Annotated in this window: 16 protein-coding genes and 1 pseudogene; 13 read left to right on the top strand and 4 right to left on the bottom strand. The window is 41.5% G+C overall.

Annotation, left to right across the window (positions count from 1 at the left end; all coding sequences use genetic code 11):
* Nucleotides 1–3 precede the first annotated feature (3 nt).
* Together GSQ19_RS14780 and GSQ19_RS14775 are read left to right on the top strand one after the other, a co-directional pair.
* Nucleotides 4–301: pseudogene (locus GSQ19_RS14780) on the top strand (transposase); the annotation flags it as partial.
* Nucleotides 302–641: 340 nt separating this feature from the next.
* Nucleotides 642–1,271 carry a hypothetical protein gene (locus tag GSQ19_RS14775; protein WP_041456154.1) on the top strand — a complete coding sequence of 210 codons (630 nt, stop codon included), beginning with the start codon at nucleotides 642–644 and terminating at the stop codon, nucleotides 1,269–1,271.
* Nucleotides 1,272–1,330: 59 nt separating this feature from the next.
* On the opposite strand, the gene cobO is transcribed toward GSQ19_RS14775, so the two are convergent.
* Nucleotides 1,331–2,014 carry a cob(I)yrinic acid a,c-diamide adenosyltransferase gene (gene cobO, locus GSQ19_RS14770; RefSeq protein WP_041456151.1) on the bottom strand — a complete coding sequence of 228 codons (684 nt, stop codon included), beginning with the start codon at nucleotides 2,012–2,014 and terminating at the stop codon, nucleotides 1,331–1,333.
* A 283-nt stretch (nucleotides 2,015–2,297) separates the two neighbouring features.
* Here cobO and GSQ19_RS14765 point away from each other — a divergent pair, with 283 nt between their 5' ends.
* A complete protein-coding gene (locus GSQ19_RS14765) occupies nucleotides 2,298–2,693 on the top strand; it encodes a DUF6508 domain-containing protein (protein ID WP_224311825.1) in 396 nt (131 codons plus the stop codon).
* A 354-nt stretch (nucleotides 2,694–3,047) separates the two neighbouring features.
* Entirely contained in the window at nucleotides 3,048–4,199 is a 1,152-nt protein-coding gene (locus GSQ19_RS14760) for a homospermidine biosynthesis protein (RefSeq protein WP_011318694.1), read from the top strand.
* A 59-nt stretch (nucleotides 4,200–4,258) separates the two neighbouring features.
* Here GSQ19_RS14760 and fabG read toward each other — a convergent pair whose 3' ends face one another.
* Nucleotides 4,259–4,954: a 3-oxoacyl-ACP reductase FabG gene (gene fabG / locus GSQ19_RS14755; protein ID WP_011318693.1), complete on the bottom strand. Its 696-nt coding sequence runs from the start codon at nucleotides 4,952–4,954 to the stop codon at nucleotides 4,259–4,261.
* A gap of 464 nt (nucleotides 4,955–5,418) precedes the next feature.
* Here fabG and dpsA point away from each other — a divergent pair, with 464 nt between their 5' ends.
* The 9 genes from dpsA to GSQ19_RS14710 all read left to right on the top strand — a co-directional run bounded on the left by dpsA (nucleotide 5,419) and on the right by GSQ19_RS14710 (nucleotide 19,793).
* Complete coding sequence (dpsA, locus tag GSQ19_RS14750; RefSeq protein ID WP_010997949.1) at nucleotides 5,419–5,973, top strand: DNA starvation/stress protection protein DpsA; 555 nt, start codon at nucleotides 5,419–5,421, stop codon at nucleotides 5,971–5,973.
* 677 nt (nucleotides 5,974–6,650) lie between these two features.
* On the top strand, nucleotides 6,651–9,944 hold the full coding sequence (carB, locus tag GSQ19_RS14745) for a carbamoyl-phosphate synthase large subunit (RefSeq protein WP_011318692.1): 3,294 nt from the start codon (nucleotides 6,651–6,653) through the stop codon (nucleotides 9,942–9,944).
* A 902-nt stretch (nucleotides 9,945–10,846) separates the two neighbouring features.
* Nucleotides 10,847–11,803 (top strand): RNA polymerase sigma factor, RpoD/SigA family, encoded by a 957-nt coding sequence (locus GSQ19_RS14740; protein WP_041456716.1) that lies wholly within the window; start codon nucleotides 10,847–10,849, stop codon nucleotides 11,801–11,803.
* A 272-nt stretch (nucleotides 11,804–12,075) separates the two neighbouring features.
* Complete coding sequence (locus GSQ19_RS14735; protein ID WP_041456147.1) at nucleotides 12,076–12,420, top strand: DUF760 domain-containing protein; 345 nt, start codon at nucleotides 12,076–12,078, stop codon at nucleotides 12,418–12,420.
* A 310-nt stretch (nucleotides 12,421–12,730) separates the two neighbouring features.
* The gene (gene mutT, locus GSQ19_RS14730; protein ID WP_011318689.1) at nucleotides 12,731–13,159 is read left to right on the top strand and encodes an 8-oxo-dGTP diphosphatase MutT; all 429 of its coding nucleotides are present in this window, start codon (nucleotides 12,731–12,733) and stop codon (nucleotides 13,157–13,159) included.
* 93 nt (nucleotides 13,160–13,252) lie between these two features.
* Nucleotides 13,253–13,711, top strand: coding sequence for a CBS domain-containing protein (locus tag GSQ19_RS14725; protein ID WP_011318688.1), 459 nt, complete (start codon nucleotides 13,253–13,255; stop codon nucleotides 13,709–13,711).
* Between the two features lie 84 nt (nucleotides 13,712–13,795).
* Nucleotides 13,796–14,458: a phycobilisome degradation protein NblB gene (nblB, locus tag GSQ19_RS14720; protein ID WP_011318687.1), complete on the top strand. Its 663-nt coding sequence runs from the start codon at nucleotides 13,796–13,798 to the stop codon at nucleotides 14,456–14,458.
* A 185-nt stretch (nucleotides 14,459–14,643) separates the two neighbouring features.
* Nucleotides 14,644–16,299, top strand: a complete 1,656-nt coding sequence (locus tag GSQ19_RS14715) for an IS5-like element ISAva5 family transposase (protein WP_041455935.1) — start codon at nucleotides 14,644–14,646, stop codon at nucleotides 16,297–16,299.
* 1,010 nt (nucleotides 16,300–17,309) lie between these two features.
* The gene (locus GSQ19_RS14710; RefSeq protein ID WP_011318686.1) at nucleotides 17,310–19,793 is read left to right on the top strand and encodes a pre-peptidase C-terminal domain-containing protein; all 2,484 of its coding nucleotides are present in this window, start codon (nucleotides 17,310–17,312) and stop codon (nucleotides 19,791–19,793) included.
* Between the two features lie 175 nt (nucleotides 19,794–19,968).
* Here GSQ19_RS14710 and GSQ19_RS14705 read toward each other — a convergent pair whose 3' ends face one another.
* On the bottom strand, nucleotides 19,969–20,640 hold the full coding sequence (locus GSQ19_RS14705; protein ID WP_104009906.1) for a PEP-CTERM sorting domain-containing protein: 672 nt from the start codon (nucleotides 20,638–20,640) through the stop codon (nucleotides 19,969–19,971).
* 681 nt (nucleotides 20,641–21,321) lie between these two features.
* Complete coding sequence (locus GSQ19_RS14700; protein ID WP_011318684.1) at nucleotides 21,322–22,059, bottom strand: PEP-CTERM sorting domain-containing protein; 738 nt, start codon at nucleotides 22,057–22,059, stop codon at nucleotides 21,322–21,324.
* Nucleotides 22,060–22,199 lie beyond the last annotated feature (140 nt).

Below are 22,199 nucleotides of genomic sequence, written 5' to 3'. Positions count from 1 at the left end.
GGAATGAGATACTTCACACAGTTTATCTACATAGTTGCTCATGGTACGAAAGCTTATCCCACAGACTTAACTGATAGGTCGTGGGAAATCCTGGCTAAGTTGATTCCACCAAATAAACCTGGTGGGCATTCATACACAACAGATATGCGTGAAATATGCAATGCTATGCCATTTATTATCATTTGAAGACTGGATGTGAGCGGAATAGCTGCCAGGAGACTTTCCACCAAGTTCAACGGTATACAACTACTACCGCAAATGGCAGCGTCAAGAGGTTTGGGAAAAATTAAACCATACGCTTTCCGAAATGAAGATACTTGCTGTTGTATATCTCTATGTACCTAGCAAGATGAATTTCTTTAACAGAGAAATTTCACAGCAAGACCGTAAACTTCATCAATGATTCAATCGCAGTTGACATCACCTCATAGGGTGAATCTGTTGGGGGAAGCAAAAGTTTCATAATCACTGATAGTTTGAGATAACTTGCGGAAAAATCTAGAAAACCTGAGTTTTTAAAAAATATTTTTTCTAGAAGAAATATATCAAACCTTTGACCGAGACTTAAAGGTTGCAAATTTACTTATGGTTTAAGACAAGTTGCAGAGGCAGTCGTATAAGTTTGTCACAGGAGGAGTCGGGTGCTTAACAATATTTCTAAATCTTCACCCTTGCGTCAGTTGAGAATCCCCGCTATTGGTCTGCTTTTTACTCTTTCCGTAGTGGGCGCAGAAATCAAGCCTGTACAGAGTAGGGAAGTATCGTCACTTACTTCTATAACCCTATCGACGTATGGCCAACCACATAGTTCCCTGACTCCTACCTTGATGAGCTTCAGCCCAGTTAGTGAAGATTTAGCACAAACAAAGAATCAAAAAGCCGAAAAAGAAACAGCGATCGCACCGAAGTTTAGTTTACCAAAGAAAGATGGCATTTATCTTTATGGACAATCGCCACAACCAGACCAAATAGGACAAGGTTATGTTCTGTTTAAAAAGCAGCAAGGTAGACTAGTAGGCGCATTGTATATGCCTAATTCTGAGTTTAGTTGTTTTCAAGGCAAACTTGATACATCTGGAGAATTGGCAATGACTGTTACCGCCACACCAGATGCTGGTATTTCACCTGAAGTAGCTACAGCTAGTACATTACCCAAATTTTCTGAAGATGAGCCAACGAGCTATGCGTACTCTCTAGCATTGCAAGATTATCATCCCATTAACAGAATAAGTCCTGGCGATCGCCGCATTCTACAAATGTGTAGTCAGTAGAGATGTTGTATACAACGTCTCTACAAAAACAGGGTGTTGTATACAACGTGTATACACGACTAATACTCAATCCCTGGCTGCGCCTTAACGTTTTGATCACGGAAAGGGTGCTTAATCAGTGTCATTTCTGTAACTAAGTCTGCGCGTTCAATGAGGGCGGCTGGTGCGCCTCTACCTGTAAGAATTACGTGCTTACTTGTGGGTTTACGTGCCAAGCCAGCCAGCACCTCATCTACGCTTAAATAGCCCATTTTCAGGGCAATATTAATTTCATCTAACAAAACTAACTGGTACTTAGGATCAAGGATGAACTCTAATGATTTTTCCCATGCGGCTTGAGCTTTGTCAATGTCGCGATCGCGGTCTTGGGTGTCCCAAGTAAAGCCTTCTCCCATTGCGTGAAACTCGATTTGGTCTTCCCAGTAGCTAAACACGCTTTTTTCTGAAGGTTCCCAACCACCCTTGATGAACTGGACGATCGCTACTTTATACCCATGACCGAGCGATCGTAATACCATACCTAGTGCTGCGGTGGTTTTGCCTTTACCGTTACCAGTATTAACAATAATTAACCCTTTTTCTGGCACAGCTTGAGATATGCGGCGCTCTTGTACTTCCTTGCGGCGCTGCATTTTGGTGCGGTATTGTTCATCAGAAAGGTTTTGGGTTGATGCCATTATTTCATCAATGAGACGCTCAATTTCCTTATCTGATTCTAATGCTTCTGGTGTATCGCTTGTCATCAAATTCATCAGGAAATACAGAAAATAAATGTTACAACTAACAAACCCAAGAAAAACTTGTGTTTAGATCGATGAGAACTTGAGGGGAATCTGGCAGAGAAAAGAAAAAGACTTGGTGAAAAAATTAGTTTTTTCACCTATTGATTTTGATACTTGGCTAAATCTTCTCCTATGGGCAATGTTGCGCGAATGATTTAGCCTTGTAATGTGTATAAGAATATATCTAGTAAATCTCTCTAATTGCTTTCTAGCACGCAATTTATACAGTCTTTAGTTTATGGTTATGTCCAGTTTAGTTACGCTACAAAACATTGATAATGTACTCACTTTTCTAACATTATTTTCCAGTCAAAATTGCCAACTATATGACATCCAAACTGAACCTTTAACCTTAGACCCTTACTGCTATTCTAAGGAATTTAATAGATTCATAACAGCACTTTACGCAGGAAATTTTGTCATATCTTTTGATTGGACAAATTGGCAGGATGAAGCTAATCGTTTTGTAACTAATCCCGAACTATTAAATTTAGCTGATATTTCTACAATACAGAAATTATTGACTAGCCACGTTCGTAAAGAACGTTTTTGTAGTGGTCATTTAGCGCAAATGATAGATAATGGTCATTTGTTGACAATATTGCAGCGACTACAAGCAATTCGTATATCAAGTTATTAAATAAGGTGATATGCACCTAAATCAAATATTCTTGCGTCAGGGCTGTCCATAGTCAAGAGTCCAGAGTTAAAGGCTAGCTTGGACTTTGGACAACCTGAGTGCGAAATATACGATTTAAATGTGTAATAGCTTAACTCACCACTGTAGCAGCGTGGCAAACCTTAAATGTATAAGAAATATATGTAGGGTGGGCATTGCCCAGCACAACCATCATACGACCCTACAGATACTGAAAATTTTGTTTTCCTATATTCTGCACAAAGCGCGAGTGATTTTTACATTCAGGCGATGCGAGAAATTGCTGAAACATAGTTAACATTAAATTCGGCAAGGTTACGATTCGGGAGTCTGAAAATGGCAAAACATTTGGGTAAGAAAATTGCACCTATACCGATGTCAACAGATATCAGTGTGGTGGATTTGATTGATAATTACTTCACCGCCTACAACTCAGCACGTTTGCGGGAAGCCAGCCAATTATTGGCTTGTGATATCCTCAAAGATGGTGTGACTGTGGGTGTAAGTCTTTCCGGTGCGATGACACCTGCCGGTTTTGGCGTGTCTGCACTTGCGCCCCTAATTCGTAATGGCTTTATTGATTGGATGATTAGCACTGGTGCAAATCTTTACCATGATATGCACTACGGGTTAGGTTTTGAGTTGTTTGCTGGGAACCCGTTTTTAGATGATGTCAAGCTGCGTGAAGAAGGGACTATCAGAATTTACGACATCATCTTTGGTTACGATGTCCTGCTAGAAACTGACGCTTTCATCCGCAAGATTTTGCAAGCAGAACCCTTTCAAAAACGGATGGGAACGGCGGAGTTTCATTATCTTTTGGGTAAGTATGTGAGAGAAGTTGAAAAGCAATTAGGGGTGAAACATTCCTGCTTGCTGGCTACAGCTTATGAGTATGGCGTACCCATTTACACATCTTCCCCTGGTGACAGTTCCATCGGGATGAACGTAGCGGCGTTGGCGTTGGAAGGTTCCCAACTAGTATTAGATCCAGCCATTGACGTGAACGAAACAGCTGCGATCGCCTACAATGCCAGAGAAGGAGAAGGCAAAAGTGCGGCTGTAATTCTTGGTGGTGGTAGTCCGAAAAACTTTTTGCTACAAACCCAACCGCAGATTCACGAAGTTTTGGGTTTAGAAGAACGGGGACATGATTTCTTCGTTCAATTCACAGATGCGCGTCCTGATACTGGTGGCTTATCTGGAGCGACACCAGCAGAAGCAGTAAGCTGGGGTAAGATCGACCCAGACGAACTACCCAGCACCATTGTTTGTTACACAGATAGCACGATCGCCTTACCTTTGGTAACAGCATACATCCTCAATCAATGCCCACCCCGTCCTCTGAAGCGGTTGTATGACAGACGGGAAGAATTATACGATAAACTCCGCACAGACTACCTAGCAGCGAAAGATCAACCAGTAGAGAAAGTAGCAACCAACGGAGAAGTTGCTACTTATCCCTGTGGTACACCTATTAGGCAATAGTAGGGAGTAGGAAGTAGGGAGTGAGGAGTAAAAAATTGTTCTCCTACACCCCTACACCCCTACACCCCTCCATATATCGGAATAGCAGCGCCGCGAATATCTTTGGCTTTTTCTGAAGCTAAAAAGCAGATCAATTCGCCAATAGACTCAGGCTTTACCCATTTGTCGGCGTTCTCTGTACCCATCGCTTGACGGTTAGCGGGGGTATCAATAATTGTGGGGAGGATGACATTAGCGGTGATGTTCGTACCTTTAGTTTCATCAGCGATCGCTTTTGTGAAAGCTACCACACCCGCCTTCGCCGCAGAATAGGCGGCTAATCCTCCTGATGGTTCCACAGCAGCCTTAGAACCTATGGTGATAATGCGTCCGTAGCCGTGGTCTAACATACTTTTGAGGCTATATTTGCATACCAGAAAGGTTGTATTTAAATTGATATCAAATTCTCGTTTCCAACTGTAATAACTGTATTCATGGATTTTGCCCATCGAAAAGCCACCCACAAGATGAATTAATACATCTACCCTACCGATGCGGGTAATGAGATTATCAACAGAAGATTCTTCTTCCAAGTTAGCGGGAAGAAAAGTAACTCTGGCAAAATCCGCCGGCGGGAGAACTTCCTTGAGGCGTTCAACTTCCTTGAGATTGCGGTAAGTAATGGTCAGATTTGCACCTTGGGCGAGGACGACTGGTGTGACACCTACACCTAGTCCACCAGTACCGCCTGTAAGTAGAACTTGTCTACCTTTCATGATTTATGAATTCCAGAGAGCTTCATGATTCAAGATAACGCGTAGGCGTATCGCTTGCGGATAGAATGAAAACCCTTCTATACCTTGTGAGAGAAATTTTCTGATAATTTTTCCTGAGAACACCATTGTTTGCAAGTAGAGTGTGATGTCTAGGAAATGACAATTTTTCTGTTTTATTTCTAGTTTGTAGCCAATTTTTGCTAAATCAGACCACTCTCATCTACTAGCAAGGCGGAGCGACTCTGAGATAGCAAAGTAATGTTTAGAAATTCTTGCAATAAGAGTAGTAACTAAACATTAAATAATGAGTATAAATTCACCATACTAAAAGCTAAAAATTGGCATTTTGACAACAGAAAAATCAGAAATTTGTGCTATTTATTAGGCTTGCTTTAATTTTTTAGATGTTAATATGTAGTAACTAAGCAGTTAGCAAATATAACTGCCCAAAAGCGAGGAGAACAATGGCTGATACACAAACTTTGTTACAAAATTTTGGTCAGGTTTACGACAATCCAGTGCTACTGGATCGGAGTGTAACTGCTCCAGTCACAGAAGGACTAAATGTTCTTCTAGCTAGTTTTCAAGCACTTTATTTGCAGTACCAAAAACACCATTTCGTAGTTGAAGGCGCTGAATTTTATTCACTGCATGAGTTTTTTAACTCCAGCTACAATGAAGTGCAAGACCACGTTCATGAAATTGGCGAACGCTTGAACGGATTGGGTGGCGTACCAGCTGCATCTTTCAGCAAGTTAGCAGAATTAACCTGTTTTGAACAAGAATCTGATGGCGTATATTCTTCCCGTAAGATGGTAGAAAATGACCTAGCAGCAGAACAGGCTATTATCAACGTTATCCGTCGCCAAGCGGCTCAGGCTGAAAGTTTAGGCGATCGCGGTACACGCTACCTCTACGAAAAAATTCTGTTAAAAACCGAAGAAAGAGCTTATCATTTAGCTCACTTCTTAGCTAAAGATAGCTTAACCTTAGGATTTGTTCAGCCTGCTCAGAATTAACCTTTACTTAACCTAAAGGTAGTTGATTCTACAATAGATAGGAATTATCCTTAACAAGAACGGATCTTAAAAGAATATAAAAAATGGCAGAGAGTATTGATACTTATCTGCCATTTTTTTGTTTATATATAGAGTGGACATTTCCCGGCGTATTATGGTTTTGGTAGGCAATATCTACCCTACGGAACTAGAAGATTTTTAAAAGTTATTTGTCTTTGTTTCATTAAATATGATGCAGTCGAGAAAATGGTCAGTAAGTTTGAGTCTATTGTATTCATATAATTTACGTTATAAATGCCTGACCTGGGGATGATTGAAGTTTTTTCCCTATGTGATAAGTGGGGTAAAATATCACTACTTTTAAGCAAAGTAAATCGAAAAATTAAATTACTGACAAAACTGATGAAATTTATGTTTCTCCGAAAGGGGTAGTATTGGGATACTACCAAAGGATGAATACATAACTCAGTGCAATGAGTGCAAAAAAGCACAGACGCTTTGAAATGATTAACCAGCGCACTATATAGAGATATGATCATTTTGACTTTTGCCTTGTTGTACTAGCTGGCAGCTATTGTGTTATCAAACCTAGAAAACTTGATAATAAACAACATGAATAAGGGGAAAGACCCTTAAAATAATCAGGATTTGTATTCTCGTACTCCAACCCAACGACTATGCCCCGCCGTCAAGACATCCAGAAGATATTATTATTGGGATCTGGCCCAATTGTGATCGGACAAGCCTGTGAGTTTGATTACTCCGGGACTCAAGCCTGTAAAGCACTGCGAGAAGAAGGTTATGAAGTAGTGCTGGTGAATTCCAATCCTGCGACCATCATGACCGATCCGGAAACAGCCGATCGCACTTACATTGAACCACTAACACCGGAATTAGTAGAAAAAGTCATTGCTAGAGAACGTCCAGACGCTTTACTACCCACAATGGGTGGACAAACTGCCTTAAATATCGCTGTTGCTTTAGCAAAAAATGGCGTACTGGATCAGTATAACGTTGAATTAATCGGTGCTAAGTTACCGGCAATTGAGAAAGCCGAAGACCGCAAACTATTCAATGAAGCAATGGATAAGATTGGGGTAAAAGTTTGCCCCAGTGGTACAGCCTCATCCTTAGACGAAGCTAAAGCGATCGCCCGTCGCATCGGCACTTATCCTTTAATTATTCGCCCTGCTTTTACTATGGGTGGTACGGGTGGTGGTATTGCGTACAACCAAGAAGAATTTGAGGAAATGGCGCAAGTCGGGATAGATGCAAGTCCCGTTTCCCAAATTCTTATCGACCAGTCCCTACTCGGCTGGAAAGAATACGAGTTGGAGGTGATGCGCGACCTTGCAGATAACGTTGTAATTATCTGTTCCATCGAAAATATCGACCCGATGGGTATCCACACAGGCGATTCTATCACCGTCGCCCCCGCCCAAACTCTCACCGATAAGGAATACCAACGCCTGCGGGATATGGCGATTAAAATCATCCGTGAGATTGGCGTAGAAACTGGTGGTTCTAATATTCAGTTTGCGGTGAATCCGGTAAATGGGGATGTGGTTGTCATTGAAATGAACCCCCGCGTTTCCCGCAGTTCGGCTTTGTCTTCCAAAGCCACTGGTTTCCCCATTGCCAAAATGGCTGCTAAGTTAGCTGTGGGCTACACCTTGGATGAAATTAGAAACGATATCACCAAGAAAACCCCTGCATCCTTTGAACCGACAATTGATTACGTTGTTACCAAAGTTCCCCGCTTCGCCTTTGAGAAATTCCCTGGTTCCGAACCAGTCCTGACTACCCAAATGAAATCCGTCGGGGAAGCAATGGCTATCGGTCGGACTTTTAACGAATCCTTCCAAAAAGCCCTGCGTTCCCTAGAAACAGGCCGGGCTGGTTGGGGTTGCGACAAAGCCGAAAAATTACCTAGTGGTGAACAAATTCGCGCCCAACTGCGGACACCAAACCCAGACCGGATTTTTGCAGTGCGTCATGCGTTGCAATTAGGGATGAGTCCGGAAGAAATCTACGAACTCACCGCCATTGACCCTTGGTTCCTAGATAAAATGCAGCAACTGTTAGAGGTGGAAAAATTCCTCAAGCGCACACCTCTCAAACAGTTGACGCGAGAGCAGATGTATGCAGTCAAACGGGATGGTTATAGCGATCGCCAAATTGCCTTTGCCACCAAAACCACAGAAGATGAAGTCCGCGCCTACCGCAAAGAATTAGGAGTTACCCCCGTTTACAAAACCGTCGATACCTGCGCGGCTGAATTTGAAGCGTTTACACCCTATTACTACTCCACCTACGAAGAAGAAACCGAAGTTATCCCCGCCAGCAAACCCAAAGTGATGATTTTGGGCGGTGGCCCCAACCGCATCGGTCAGGGAATCGAGTTTGACTATTGTTGTTGTCACGCCGCCTATGCACTCAAAGGGGCTGGTTATGAAACAATCATGGTCAACTCCAACCCAGAGACAGTATCCACCGATTATGACACCAGCGATCGCCTATACTTTGAACCCTTAACCAAAGAAGATGTCCTCAACATCATCGAAGCTGAAAACCCCGTAGGGATAATTGTCCAATTTGGCGGACAAACACCGTTGAAGTTAGCATTGCCTTTACAGGAATATCTCAGGCAGGTAGGGAATGGGTCATTGGTAATCGGTAATGGGAATGAAGAAACGGCAATTACCAAAATTTGGGGTACTTCCCCCGACTCAATCGACAGCGCCGAAGACCGGGAAAGATTTGAGAAAATCCTCCAACAGTTGAATATTTCCCAACCACCAAACGGAATTGCCCGGAGTTACGAAGATGCACTGATTGTTGCCAAGCGTATTGGTTACCCGGTGGTGGTGCGTCCGAGTTATGTCTTGGGTGGTAGGGCGATGGAAATTGTCTACTCCGATGCAGAATTGGAACGCTACATGACCTTTGCGGTGCAGGTAGAACCAGAACACCCAATTTTAATCGACAAGTTCCTCGAAAATGCCATTGAAGTTGATGTGGATGCGATCGCCGACCATACAGGACGTGTCGTGATTGGTGGCATCATGGAACACATCGAACAAGCGGGTATTCACTCAGGAGATTCCGCTTGTTCTCTACCTTCGATTTCCCTCCCACCAGCCGTTCTCAATCAAATTCGTAGTTGGACAGTACAACTAGCACAGGCGCTTTCCGTAGTGGGATTGATGAATATTCAGTTCGCCGTTGTTGGTGCTAGTTCTTACTCACCCCAAGTTTATATTTTGGAAGCCAATCCCCGCGCCTCTCGGACTGTACCTTTTGTATCCAAAGCCACTGGTATATCTTTGGCAAAATTGGCATCCTTGATTATGTCGGGAAAAACCTTGGAAGAGTTAAACTTTACCCAAGAAGTTATCCCTAGCCACATTGCCGTCAAAGAAGCTGTATTACCCTTTAATAAATTCCCCGGAACTGATACAATCTTAGGCCCAGAGATGCGTTCCACTGGCGAGGTAATGGGAATCGACAGCGACTTTGGTCGCGCCTTCGCCAAAGCAGAATTAGGTGCTGGAGAACGTCTGCCACTAACAGGAACAGTCTTTGTCTCGATGAGCGATCGCGATAAATCCGCCGCCGTATCTGTAGTTAGGGAATTTATCGACTTAGGCTTTAAAGTGATGGCTACCTTTGGTACGCGTCGAGTTTTGTTAGAAAACGGCTTGAATGTGGAATTAGTCTTGAAACTTCATGAAGGCCGTCCCCACGTCATCGATGCCATCAAAAATCAAAAAATCCAGCTGATTATTAACACACCTTCTGGAGAAGAAGCACAAACTGATGCCAGATTAATCCGCCGGACAGGTCTAGCGTATAAAATCCCCATCATCACCACTATCGCTGGGGCTAAAGCAACTGTCGCAGCCATCCGTTCTATGCAAAATACCACCTTGGACGTAAAAACCATCCAAGAGTATTGCCCGAATTTCTAGAACACCAATTCAGTTCCAGTAATCTTGAAAGAACCTCTCCCCCTACCCCTATCCTACGTTCGCGTTAGTGTTGCGTAGCAAAGACAAAAGAGGTGAGTTCGGCTCCCCCTTCCTTCGTAGGGAAGGGGGTTGGGGGGTTAGGTACTTAATCAAAGACTTTCTCCCTGCCCCCTGCCCCAATTCCTAACTTCCCCCAATCCCCAGTCCCCAAGATCCGAAATCTGCATTAAGCAGTATTTACAAGGAAAATTAAGTAATTATTATAGAAAAATAATTATTGTTTTCATTGAGATATTTTAACAAATATGAGGCAATAGTAACTCTCTGCGGAAAAGCTAATCGAATATACTTCTAGAAAGCTAGGCCGCTAGCAACAGGATTCTCTCTTGCGTCTTGAAAAAGCCTTGTGTCAAGAGTTCAATTATTCCACTCAGTCGCGGAACAATCTCCTAGAAAGTTTTTGAAAGCAACTGCTGTTGCTAAATATTCCCATAAACAAATCTTAATCTCAAGGTGTTATCGAATGATGAATGAGCGAAATCGTCAAATATCTTTGATTTTATGTAACAAAAGCTACATTTTACTGAATTTATAAAGTTTTCAGCCTTTAAATTAACCATTTCCTCTCATAAATGTTACAATTGTTAATACAAGGTTCAACTTAAAAATGTTATTTTCAATACCTTTTATCTAACTAAAGATAGTTGTGCGAAATACGGAATCTCTGTAACGTCTAGCAGTTAAAGACCTATTGAAACTCCTATAACAGCCGACATCATCGGATGTATAAACCCTAAACGATCAAACAACAACATCCCAGGTTAACTGGGTAGCAACGGCAAAGAGCATCTATTCAGTTAATGACCCTACCAACAGAAACATCATCACCAAAGAGTAGCGCCATGAAGACCGCTCCAACAGCCACAGACCTCGTGCGGACTTACCTGCGTGAGATAGGACGTGTACCACTTTTAAGTCATGAAGAAGAAATTCGTTATGGTAAACAGGTACAGCGTTCCACAACGTTGCAAGAAGTGCGAGAGGAATTGGCAACCCAGTTAGGGCGTGAACCAAGCATAGAAGAGTGGGCAAAAGCTGCCAATATCAATTCAGCAGATTTGCTGGGGGCGATCGCCGATGGCGAAGTTGCCAAACGCAAAATGGTAGAAGCCAACTTGCGGCTGGTTGTATCCGTTGCCAAAAAATATATTAAACGTAACGTCGATTTATTAGACCTCATCCAAGAAGGCAGTATTGGAATGCAACGAGGTGTAGAGAAATTTGACCCCACCAAGGGGTATAGATTTTCGACTTACGCCTATTGGTGGATACGTCAAGCCATCACGCGGGCGATCGCCGAAAAAGCACGCACTATCCGCCTACCCATCCATATCACCGAGAAGCTGAACAAAATCAAAAAAGCCCAGCGTCAGCTCTCCCAGAGATTGGGACGTGCGCCTACAGCCGGTGAACTAGCCAACGAATTAGAACTCACACCCAAACAAGTTAGGGAATATTTAGAAAAAGCTCGTCTCCCCTTATCCTTAGATTTACGCTTAGGAGACAATTACGACACCGAACTAGGAGAAATGTTGGAAGATCCAGGCGCTTCTCCGGAAGATTTTGTCATGCAATCTTCCCTATCCAACGACCTAGAGGTACTGATGGAGCAATTAACGCCCCAGCAGAAAGAAGTAATCACACTCCGCTTTGGCTTAATCGATGGGCAAGCCCTAACTCTAGCAAGAATCGGCGAAATACTTAACATCAGCCGCGAACGGGTCAGACAAATCGAACGGGAAGCGCTCACCAAACTGCGTAAGTCTAAAGCCAACATGGGTGAGTATTTAGCTAGTTAGTCAGAGACGCGATTAATTGCGTCTGTACAGTAGTCAGTAGTCAGATGTAAACACAGGATTTACATCTGACTACTGACTTTTTAATATGGACTAACAGGTGAGAAAATCCCCTGCTTATGGTACGGTTACGCCCACTTTGATGTATGAATGAGTTTGTTACATTATTTGACAGGAACACCAAATGGTTAAAGCAGTCAGATAACAGACATATATCGATCATATATTTAAAGCCATTATCGTCACACCCACCAGTATTATTGCAGGAGGAAAAAGTGAGTAATCAATCTAACCGAGTTTCAGAATTTTTTAATAGCGACTCAGAAGCAGCTAATCTGCTGTGGCAGTATGTTAAGTCATTAAGTCCAGAGACAGTTACCCAACTTTCTAAACCCACATCACCAGAAGTTTTTCAGGTAATGGAACGGAATATCATCGGATTATTGGGCAACCTACCTCCAGAACATTTTGGAGTTACCATCACTACCAGCCGAGAACATTTGGGACGACTGCTAGCCTCAGCAATGATTAGTGGTTACTTCTTGCGGAACGCTGAACAAAGAATGAGCTTTGAAACAGTCTTACAAGGAAGTGAGAGTAAGCACAGCGAAGCCGAATAAGGTCGTCTAGTTTGTAGTCAGCACTTCAGTGCTTAATTAAATAGACGAGGGATGATAAATTCCCTGTTCCCTACGAGAAGCTGGCGCGAACTTACTTCATTCGTAGGGTCAACTACAAACAGGCAAATTATATGAACAGTATTTAAGTTATATTTTTAATAAGTAAAAACTCGGTAGATATCCAATAAATCTGCCGAGTTTTGTTATTGGTCAGTTGTCAGTTGACGGTTGTCCGTTGTCAGTCATTAGTTCTCGTCTCCCCTACTCCCTACTCTCCTTCCTCTTCCTAATCTCTCCATCACCAAACAATATGAACACAACCACTACTCCACCACACAAAATTATCGGTGTTGCCGTCATTTGGAACGACCAGCAGCAAATATTAATTGACCGCCGTCGTCCAGGGGGCGTGATGGGGGGTTTGTGGGAATTTCCTGGCGGGAAAATCGAACCAGGGGAAACCGTAGAACAATGTATTCAACGAGAGATTTATGAAGAGCTAGGGATATTTATTGAAGTGGGTGAATCTCTCATAACTATTGATCACACTTATACTCACTTGCGTGTTACTTTGACAGTGCATCATTGTCGCTTACTGAAAGGTATTCCTCAGCCTCTAGAATGTGATGAAGTTCGCTGGGTAACTGTAGATGAGCTAGGAGATTTTACATTTCCTGAGGCGAATAGCGAAATTATTGCTGCATTGAAGAGAGTTGGACAACTGACAACTGACAACTAACATTACCGTAACAATCTATTAACCAAATTCAGTAGAGTACCTGAATTTTCTACAATAATCCCAGAGACTTTGGAAAAGAGTGTCAGTAAACCAATGCCTAAAACCGTTGCCGATGTAATGAGTCACAACCCAGTTGTTGTCAAGCCAGAAACGCCGCTACAAGAAGCTATCAAGATTCTGGCAGAACGACGCATCAGTGGTTTACCTGTTGTGGATAATGACGGTAAATTGTTGGGCATTATCTCAGAGACTGATCTGATGTGGCAAGAAACTGGTGTGACTCCTCCTGCGTACATCATGTTTTTAGATAGTGTCATCTATTTACAGAATCCTGCTGTTTATGAACGCGATTTGCATAAGGCTTTAGGACAGACTGTGGGCGAAGTGATGAGTAAAAATCCTGTTACCGTTTCCCCTGAAAAGTCTGTGAAACAAGCTGCTCAATTGATGCACGATCGCAATGTTCACCGTCTACCAGTACTAGATGATGCGGGTCAAGTGATTGGCATCCTCACCCGTGGTGATATTATCCGAGCAATGGCTAATAGTTAGTCAACAGTCAACAGTTTTTTACTTTGGACTATTGACTATGGACTAATAAGTTTTTTAAAACCCTTTGTAAATTAGGATAATTAAATGAGTATTACTCCTGAGTCTGTAAGAGAAGCACTCAGTTCAGAACATTTGGGCGATCGCTTGCGTGCGGTAAATCACATCCGGGAATTTGATAAAGCGATCGCTTTTGAATTAGTACAAATTGCTATTACTGACAGTAATTCCCGTGTTAGGTACTCAGCAGTAAGTCAGTTCGATACCCTCGGCACTCATGATTTAGATTTATCGTTAGATATATTGCGTGGTTTATTAAGTGATCCGGAAGCTGATGTACAAGCAGCCGCCGCAGATTGTTTAGGTGCGTTGAAGTTACACGCTGCATTTGAAGACCTACAACAGCTATATCACAACACTCCTGAGTGGTTGGTGCAATTTAGCATTATTGCTGCATTGGGAGAATTGGGAGATCCGCGATCGTTTGAATTACTCAAAGAAGCACTATCTTCAGAGGTGGAATTAGTCCAAACTGCTGCTATTAGTTCTCTGGGTGAGTTGGGAGATTTGCAAGCAGTCCCTCTGTTAGTTCCCTACGCCAGCAGTTCCGATTGGCAAATTCGTTATCGAGTCACACAAGCCTTAGCTCGTTTGGGTGGTGCAGAAGCTAAATCTATTTTAGAGACTTTGGTTAATGATGAAGTAGAGGCGATCGCTCTGGAAGCTCAACAATCTCTACAATCAGTTTAATGGGCGATCGACGAGTCTATTGCGACCTTAGCCCTAGACTATTTTCTAGTAAGGATCAAGTTTAGACATAAGCCTCTTCCCTTGCAGGATACTGTTGGCGAATTATTGAGGGGTTAAGCCCCTCAAGAGTTTGGAACAGTGGAAAAAAGAGAATAAGTATATTGAGCGTAGCATCTACAAAGATTATGACCCTGCACCCGCGTGATATGTCGCAGATTCCTGAAACAACAGCGCAAGTAGCCCGGAATTCATTTCCCAAAGGGAACATATATATGAAGATGCGGGATGAAATAGGAGTGTTATATAAGGATGAGGATTTTGTCAAACTTTACCGCGCAGATTGTGGTCAAAGTGGAATATCAGCAGGACAACTGGCATTAGTGACAGTAATGCAATTTATCGAAGGTTTAACGGATAGACAAGCGGCGGATGCAGTGAGGGGTCATATTGATTGGAAATACGCACTATCGTTGGAATTAAATGACCCAGGGTTTGATTATTCAGTACTTTCAGAATTTCGTCAGCGATTAATCAAAGCAGGACGAGAGCGAGAGTTACTCAACCAAATGCTAGCTCGTTTCCAAGAACTAGGTTGGCTCAAAAATCGCGGCCGTGTCAGAACTGATTCAACTCACGTATTAGCCGCAGTACGACAGTTAAATCGTTTGGAATTAGTGGGAGAAACTTTACGTCATACCTTAAATGACTTGGCTTATTTTGCCCCTGATTGGCTCAAATCGAGAGTTGACGTTGATTGGTTTGAACGTTACTCCCTGAGATTTGAGCAATACCGCTTGCCCAAATCAAAAGCCGAACGTGAGAAATTGAGGCGAAAAATTGGTGAGGATGGTCATCATTTGCTATCCGCTTTGTATGCAGACTCAACTTGTAATTGGCTGTGGCAGATTCCATCAGTGGAAACATTACGTATAGTTTGGGTGCAACAATACTATATTCAATTGCAACAAGTCTATTGGCGAGAACAAGATAACTTACCACCAAATAGACTACAGATTGAATCTCCTTACGATGTTGATGCACGCAATTCCAGCAAGCGAGAAATCAACTGGACTGGTTATAATCTGCATCTGACAGAAATTTGTCACCCCATACTGCCAAACTTAATTATCAATGTGGAAACGTCCGTGGCCACAAGTGCGGATGTTGAGATGACACCAGTAATTCATTCTCGTTTAAACCAGAACAATCTTTTGCCACAAGAACATGTTGTCGATACTGGCTATGTCAATGCTCAAAACTTAGTCGATAGTCAATCCCATTTTCATGTTGATTTAGTAGGAAAAGTTCCCCCCGGAACTAGTTGGCAAGCAACAGCACAATCCGGCTTTGAGCAAAATTGCTTCACTATTCATTGGGATTTGATGCGTGTTGATTGCCCAATGGGTAAACAAAGTAAGTCCTGGCGTACAACTGTCGATAGCCATGACAATCCAGTAGTCAAAATACAATTTGACAAATCCGATTGTTCGCTTTGTTCAAGTCGCTCAAAATGCACTCGCTCCAAAAAACTACCGCGTCTTCTGACCCTCAAACCACAGGAACTACATCTTGCATTACATGATGCTCGCATTCGCCAAAAAACTGAATCTTTTCAACAAATTTATCACCAACGTGCTGGCGTTGAAGGCTTGATTTCCCAAGCTACTGGTCGCTACCAATTACGCCGTTGTCGCTACATTGGTCTTGCCAAAACTCTCTTGCAGCATGTCATTACTGCTGCTGCTATCAACTTCAGTCGGATGTGGGATTGGTGGCAACATGTCCCACGCAGTCAGACTCGCGTTTCTCACTTTGCTCGAATTGCTCCCACTGCCTCATAGTATTCCTGATTTTCTATTTTGTGATGATTGGTTTTGCCCTCTATCAATTCGCCAACAGTATCCTTGCAGGGAAGGGGTTCTCATAGGTATAGTTTTTAAGAAAGTGATGAGTGATAACTCTCGCACTAACGAATAATAGTTTCATCAATCCCTACACCCTTATACCCCTATACCCCTACACCCTAAACCCATGTTTTGGGGGTGTAGTGTAAAAAACTACACCTATCAGGGGAAGGGGTTGAGTCTAGGTTCGTCGAACTCACATTCTGTTAGTGACGACGGAGAAGTAAAACCTCTATTTTTCCCTATCCCACCGCTAGGATAATGAGGACAGAAGGTGAGGGGATATCAGTGATATTACTTAATCCCTTAAGCCGTAGACACAAAAAAACTCTGAAAATCACAGGTTTTTTAATTATTTCGGAAAAATATTAGTCCAAAAGACATTAAAACCGAGATTATCCGCGTTTGGTGTTATCATATCCCTGAAATATTTTTTAATATTTCCCCTGAATATTGAAAAAAAAGACTTGGATAGTTTATCCAAGTCTTTTTTGCTGCTAACTAAGTTCCCATCTACTACTCGACTCGGCTAAGGTTTCCCTATGTTACAAACAGCAAAAATTTCACGCATAAAAAGCTACTTATCTGTAATAAGTAATTATTCTTTACTTAAAAATATTTATTTTAACTTAATTACATATTTATTCTTAAACTCAGTGTTTGTACTGTAATTTTACATTGAGTTCACATTGGGTAAATGCACCCTAGCTAAATATGAAGATTTGAAAGCAACATTAAGTTGCACTCTATCTAATATTGGTTGGGATTGAACTTTTAAATATTCATCAGGGTGTGTTTTACCAAACAGTCTTGACTAGCAAATAAATAACAAATCAAAAAGTTTTTACAACATATCAATTTAACGAAATGTAAGGATGCAATGCTTTGTGTCCCTACGGAAACTCATGGCGACTTTTTTTTGAACCAGGTATAACCAGGCATAGCTTATGACTCTTGATAATGCAGGTAACACATTAACTACTGCTAGAAAGCTCACTGTATCTTCTAATATTCAGACTTTCGCAGATCGTGTGGATTCGACAGATCCTAATGATTTTTATAGTTTCAGTTTGTCCGCTCGTAGTAGTCTTAATATTGCCGTTGATGGTTTGAGCGCTAATGCAGATTTGCAGTTAATCAGAGATACTAACAGCAATGGTTTAGTTGATAGCGGCGAAGTTCTCAACACTTCTAACAAGACTGGAACTGGTAGTGAATCAATTCGCAGGACGCTAGATGCCGGTAAGTATTTCATCAGAGTCTATTCCAACACTGGCGATACTAACTACAATCTCAAGGTATTTGAAAACTTTACCCCAACTTCACTAGAGTTTAAGCTAAATGAAAGCACTCTCAAAGCAACAGATACACTTAATATCAACAGTGGTTGGGTATCAGATAGAAATGGTATCAGCGACCTTTCTAAGGTGGATTTCCGTATACAAAGAGCAAACGGAAGCTGGATAGATGTAGCTGATGCTACTCAATTTACTGTCGATCCTAACAATACAAATAAGGCCGGTTTCAGCTATAGTTTGTCTCTCAACAGCTTGAATTTAGCTGCTGACACTTATACTCTCCAAGGCATAGCTTATGACAAGACTGGTGCTGCTAGTAATACAGTACGCTTAAGTCTGACGATTGAGAATCCTGGACTCACATTAACTAATGCGAAGAAAATAACTTTATCTGAAAAGACTCAGACTTTTACAGATAGGGTGGATTCAACAAATATCAATGATTTCTACAGTTTCAGTTTGTCTGCTCGTGGTAACCTGAATCTCGTTGTTGATGGTTTGAGTGCCAGTGCAGATGTACAGATTATTAGAGACGCTAACAGCAATGGCTTGTTTGATGGCGGCGAAGTTGTTACTGGTGCTTACAGAACTGGAAGCGGTAGTGAATCGATCCGCACAACTCTAGATGCTGGCAATTATTTCATTAGAGTCTATTCACAAGGTGGCAATACTAATTACAAACTCAAGGTATTTGAAAATTTTGCCCCAACAGCACTAGATTTTAAGCTGAACAACACCAGCCTCAAACCAACAGACACCCTCAGTATCAACAGTGCTTGGGTATCGGACAAAAACGGTGTGAGCGACATTTCTAAAGTAGATTTCCGCATTCAAAAAGCAGACGGAAGTTGGATAGATGTGGCTGATGCTACTAAATTTACTGCCGATTCTAGCAATGCAAATAAGGCAAGTTTCAGCTACAGTTTGTCTTTAAGTAGCTTGAATCTGGCAGTTGGCACATATACTCTTCAAGGAATAGCTTACGACAAGACTAATGCTGCTAGTAATACAGTCAAGCAGACATTTACAGTCACGACCACACCAACCACAACAGCATCGGCTACTGTTCAAGATTGGTTCAGTCAAAATCTTCTCGACCAACAACTCATTACATTAACACGCAACTTAGCTGCTGACGGTAACTTAAGTCGCCAGGATATGCTGGATATCTTCAGAAATGTGCAAGATGATTCTAAGGTAGATGCTAATGAAGTAAAAGACCTCAGAACATTGGTAGGTGCTAGCACTCGTTTTAGTATGCAAGACCCTGTAAAATGGCTATCTACACAGGTTGCTAATGGTGCGTCTGTAGATATGGCGGCTAGCGATTTTGAATCTAGTCTAGTTGGTCGTTGGTTCTTAGGCACAGTAGCACCAACACCCGTCTTTAATGGTAAGACTCTCACCTACACCCTGGCGACAGGTAATCTTTTTGGTAGTGCTAACGAAGCACGAATTGGTGATATTGACCAAGGACAACTAGGTGATTGTGCATTTTTAGCAGCTTTGGGTGCAACCTTTGGTCGTCAGTCTAATGATGCAGGCAATGCTTCTAGTTCCGTCATCAATAGTATGATTACAGATAATGGTGATAACACTTATACTGTGCGTTTTTACTCAACGACAATTTTTGACCCTGGTGAAGCACAATATGTAACAATTGATCGTCGTATCGCTACAAGTGTAGCTGCTAAAACTAATGGCGGTGTTCTCTGGGTAGCTTTAGTAGAAAAAGCTTATGCCCAATGGCGCGAATGGAGAGAAGGCAAGCCTGGTTATAATATCATTGGCAATGGAGATGCGCTTTCTCGTCCTCTTCAATTTGTGACTGGACGTGACTTTACTCCTGCTGATCCCACCAATATTAATTGTTTCTCTACTATCGAGACTGCTTTAGCTAATGGGAAAGCTGTAACAGCAGCCAGAATGGGTGATAGCACGAGCTATATTGTAGGGAATCATGCTTACTCTGTGACGAATGTTTACACCAATACTAGTGGTGAGAAAAGATTTGTGGTACGTAATCCTTGGGGCAAAGATGGCAAGACTAGGACTGGTGCTGACGATGGATTCATTGACTTATCTTTTGATGAGTTTAGCAAGGCTTTTAATTATGGAGTTATCATTGCTTAGGAAGATTGATTAAAAAAATACCAACTTTGGTATGTGAAACTCACGCAGTTAAAATTAAAAAAAATTTGATCTAACTGAGACTGTATTACTCAAGCTAGATCAGGGAATTATATAAAAGTTGCTTTTTATTTTTAAAAGCAACTTTTTTGAATTTAGGACATTATTTAAGCAACATTTAAGCAACAGTCTTGCGACGACGAGACATAGCAACACCTACACCAACTAGCCCAAGTCCTAGCATGGTAGCTGGTTCAGGGGTAGAAACTCTTGGAGTACCAAAGTAGAAGCCTGAAAAAGTGGTTGAAACTGAACCTCCTCCTGTAAGAAGGGTTTCAACATCAAATGCTGTCAGTCCTCGACCGCCTGTTTGTAAAGTTAAAACCCCTTCCCCATCGGACTCTTCATTCGTGAGAGCGTTCTTAAATGTTCCTATAGTCGTAATATCGATGGCTACTAAGTTTGGAGCAGCTTGTCTGATATCGTATGAGGCAGTATTTGCAATAAAAGTACTACCACTAAGAGCACCACCCAATAAAGTTAGGAAAGGATTAACGATTGTGTTAGTACTAAAGCTGGTAATGTTATTGATTGTGCCACTTGTGAAACCAGTAAAATTACCAGTGGATAAACTCTGATTGATAGTGAATGTTTTTGGCGCTACGAATGAGACAGAGTTTGATGTCAGGGTCGCGGAAACGGTAGGATCACTGGAAAAGGAGAATTCACCAACCAACTGAGCAGCTTGAGCAGCACCAGCAGAGGTAAATACACCAGCAGCAACTACGGGTACAGTCGCTAATGCTGCAACTGCTCCCTTCAAAAAGTTGGATTTAGAAATGACCATCATAGGCTCCTAATAAAAAAGATGGTAAACGTCAGTATTGTCTTGAGTATTAAGTAAACACGGGCAAGACTTAGATCACGTACTTTACACAGTAAATATATAAAATACGTTAAGGTACAGAAGATTACTTGATTTATTACCTGATAGTAGAATTACATAAGTACAACGGAGTGTGCAATATTCACCTATGTGACTTTACAAACTCTTCACTGTCGGTATAGATGTTCTTTGTATTTCTATTGGCGTAAAAATTTCTGCGGATAAAATTAAACCTCAAGCTAGCCTATGAAAACGATTTAATCAATCAATATAATTGAAAATTTCAATCATTATAAATACTCACTTTGGAAAATCAACTCTCCTAAGATAGGTATTTTTCAGACTTGAATACTTACGCGAAAATTGTAACTCCCGCAATATGCAAACACCCTTCAAATTAAATTATTTAAGTAGTTAATGACAGCAATTAGTACACGAGTATTAGTCACTGGCAAAACTCCGACTGCTAAATCTACTCACTAAATAATTAGTGTTATTAAAAAAGCTTGATAATAACTTAATATTGATGAACTTAATAATAATTTGTATAAATTTTCAAAAATTCTAATAATATGACTTCTCACGTTAGATAATTAAGCACAGAAATAAAGAGACCTGCCAACATTCCGTGAAAAGTCAGGTTTACTAAGCTACATTTTTGCGACGGAGAGAGATAGCCATTGCCCCACCTACTAATCCCAAACCCAAAATTGTGGCTGGTTCAGGAATCTTTCCGCACCTGCCACATACATTAGTAAAGAAGGCTCCAGAAAAAGTCAACCCGGAGATACCACTACCTTTGTTAAGAATTTCTTCAATATCAGTAATTGTGGTGTTGCCAATTGAGAAGGATATGATCCCAACACTGTTTGTGATCGCATTTGGATTATCACCTGTGAAAAAACCACTGAGCGAAACATCAACCACAACATTATTACCTACGGGAATCATTTTATATGTAGAGTTGGTGAGAGTGAAAGTGTTCTTTCCATCTGTCAAAGAGGTAGTATCAGTGTTAGGTAAAATCACACCACTGATAGGAAGTGAACCAAGGTCAATAAATAAATTTTCAGGCTTAACAGGCGTTCCAAAGGAAATATTATTGCGAATATTACCTGTATTAAATTCCGTGAAGCTTCCTATCAGAGGCTGAATAGCAATTGGTGTTATTGATTGAGGGAAAAATTCTAGGGAATTTTTTGTTAGTGTGACACTGCTACTACCAAACCCAACATTAGTACCAGGGCTTAATACAAATCCACCTTGTAGAAATGCTGCTTGGGCAGAATTCGCTGACATTGATATGCTAGCAGCAGCTACAGGTAAAGACACTAACGCGGCAACTGTCCCTTGCAAAAAGGTCAGTTTAGAAACAGTTATCATAGGCTCCTAGTAAAAATATTGAGAAGATGAGTTATTTACACTCACAATACCAGGTATTTTAAAATACAGTAATTTGTAAAGTATTTATTTATAAATGTTTGCTGCAAGAATCGTAAATCAGATGTCTAAGAACTCAAGGA

The organism is Trichormus variabilis 0441 (genome assembly GCF_009856605.1).
Lineage (GTDB): Bacteria > Cyanobacteriota > Cyanobacteriia > Cyanobacteriales > Nostocaceae > Trichormus > Trichormus variabilis.
The sequence above is the reverse complement of the archived record's forward strand: the minus strand, read 5'-3'. Positions and strand labels throughout refer to the sequence as shown.

Excerpts from the sequence above, each read along its gene's own strand:
- cobO (WP_041456151.1), bottom strand. The coding sequence starts at position 2,014 with ATGACAAGCGATACACCAGAAGCATTAGAATCAGATAAGGAAATTGAG.
- GSQ19_RS14765 (WP_224311825.1), top strand. The coding sequence starts at position 2,298 with ATGTCCAGTTTAGTTACGCTACAAAACATTGATAATGTACTCACTTTT.
- GSQ19_RS14760 (WP_011318694.1), top strand. The coding sequence starts at position 3,048 with ATGGCAAAACATTTGGGTAAGAAAATTGCACCTATACCGATGTCAACA.
- fabG (WP_011318693.1), bottom strand. The coding sequence starts at position 4,954 with ATGAAAGGTAGACAAGTTCTACTTACAGGCGGTACTGGTGGACTAGGT.
- dpsA (WP_010997949.1), top strand. The coding sequence starts at position 5,419 with ATGGCTGATACACAAACTTTGTTACAAAATTTTGGTCAGGTTTACGAC.
- carB (WP_011318692.1), top strand. The coding sequence starts at position 6,651 with ATGCCCCGCCGTCAAGACATCCAGAAGATATTATTATTGGGATCTGGC.
- GSQ19_RS14740 (WP_041456716.1), top strand. The coding sequence starts at position 10,847 with ATGAAGACCGCTCCAACAGCCACAGACCTCGTGCGGACTTACCTGCGT.
- mutT (WP_011318689.1), top strand. The coding sequence starts at position 12,731 with ATGAACACAACCACTACTCCACCACACAAAATTATCGGTGTTGCCGTC.
- GSQ19_RS14725 (WP_011318688.1), top strand. The coding sequence starts at position 13,253 with ATGCCTAAAACCGTTGCCGATGTAATGAGTCACAACCCAGTTGTTGTC.
- nblB (WP_011318687.1), top strand. The coding sequence starts at position 13,796 with ATGAGTATTACTCCTGAGTCTGTAAGAGAAGCACTCAGTTCAGAACAT.
- GSQ19_RS14715 (WP_041455935.1), top strand. The coding sequence starts at position 14,644 with ATGACCCTGCACCCGCGTGATATGTCGCAGATTCCTGAAACAACAGCG.
- GSQ19_RS14710 (WP_011318686.1), top strand. The coding sequence starts at position 17,310 with ATGACTCTTGATAATGCAGGTAACACATTAACTACTGCTAGAAAGCTC.
- GSQ19_RS14705 (WP_104009906.1), bottom strand. The coding sequence starts at position 20,640 with ATGATGGTCATTTCTAAATCCAACTTTTTGAAGGGAGCAGTTGCAGCA.
- GSQ19_RS14700 (WP_011318684.1), bottom strand. The coding sequence starts at position 22,059 with ATGATAACTGTTTCTAAACTGACCTTTTTGCAAGGGACAGTTGCCGCG.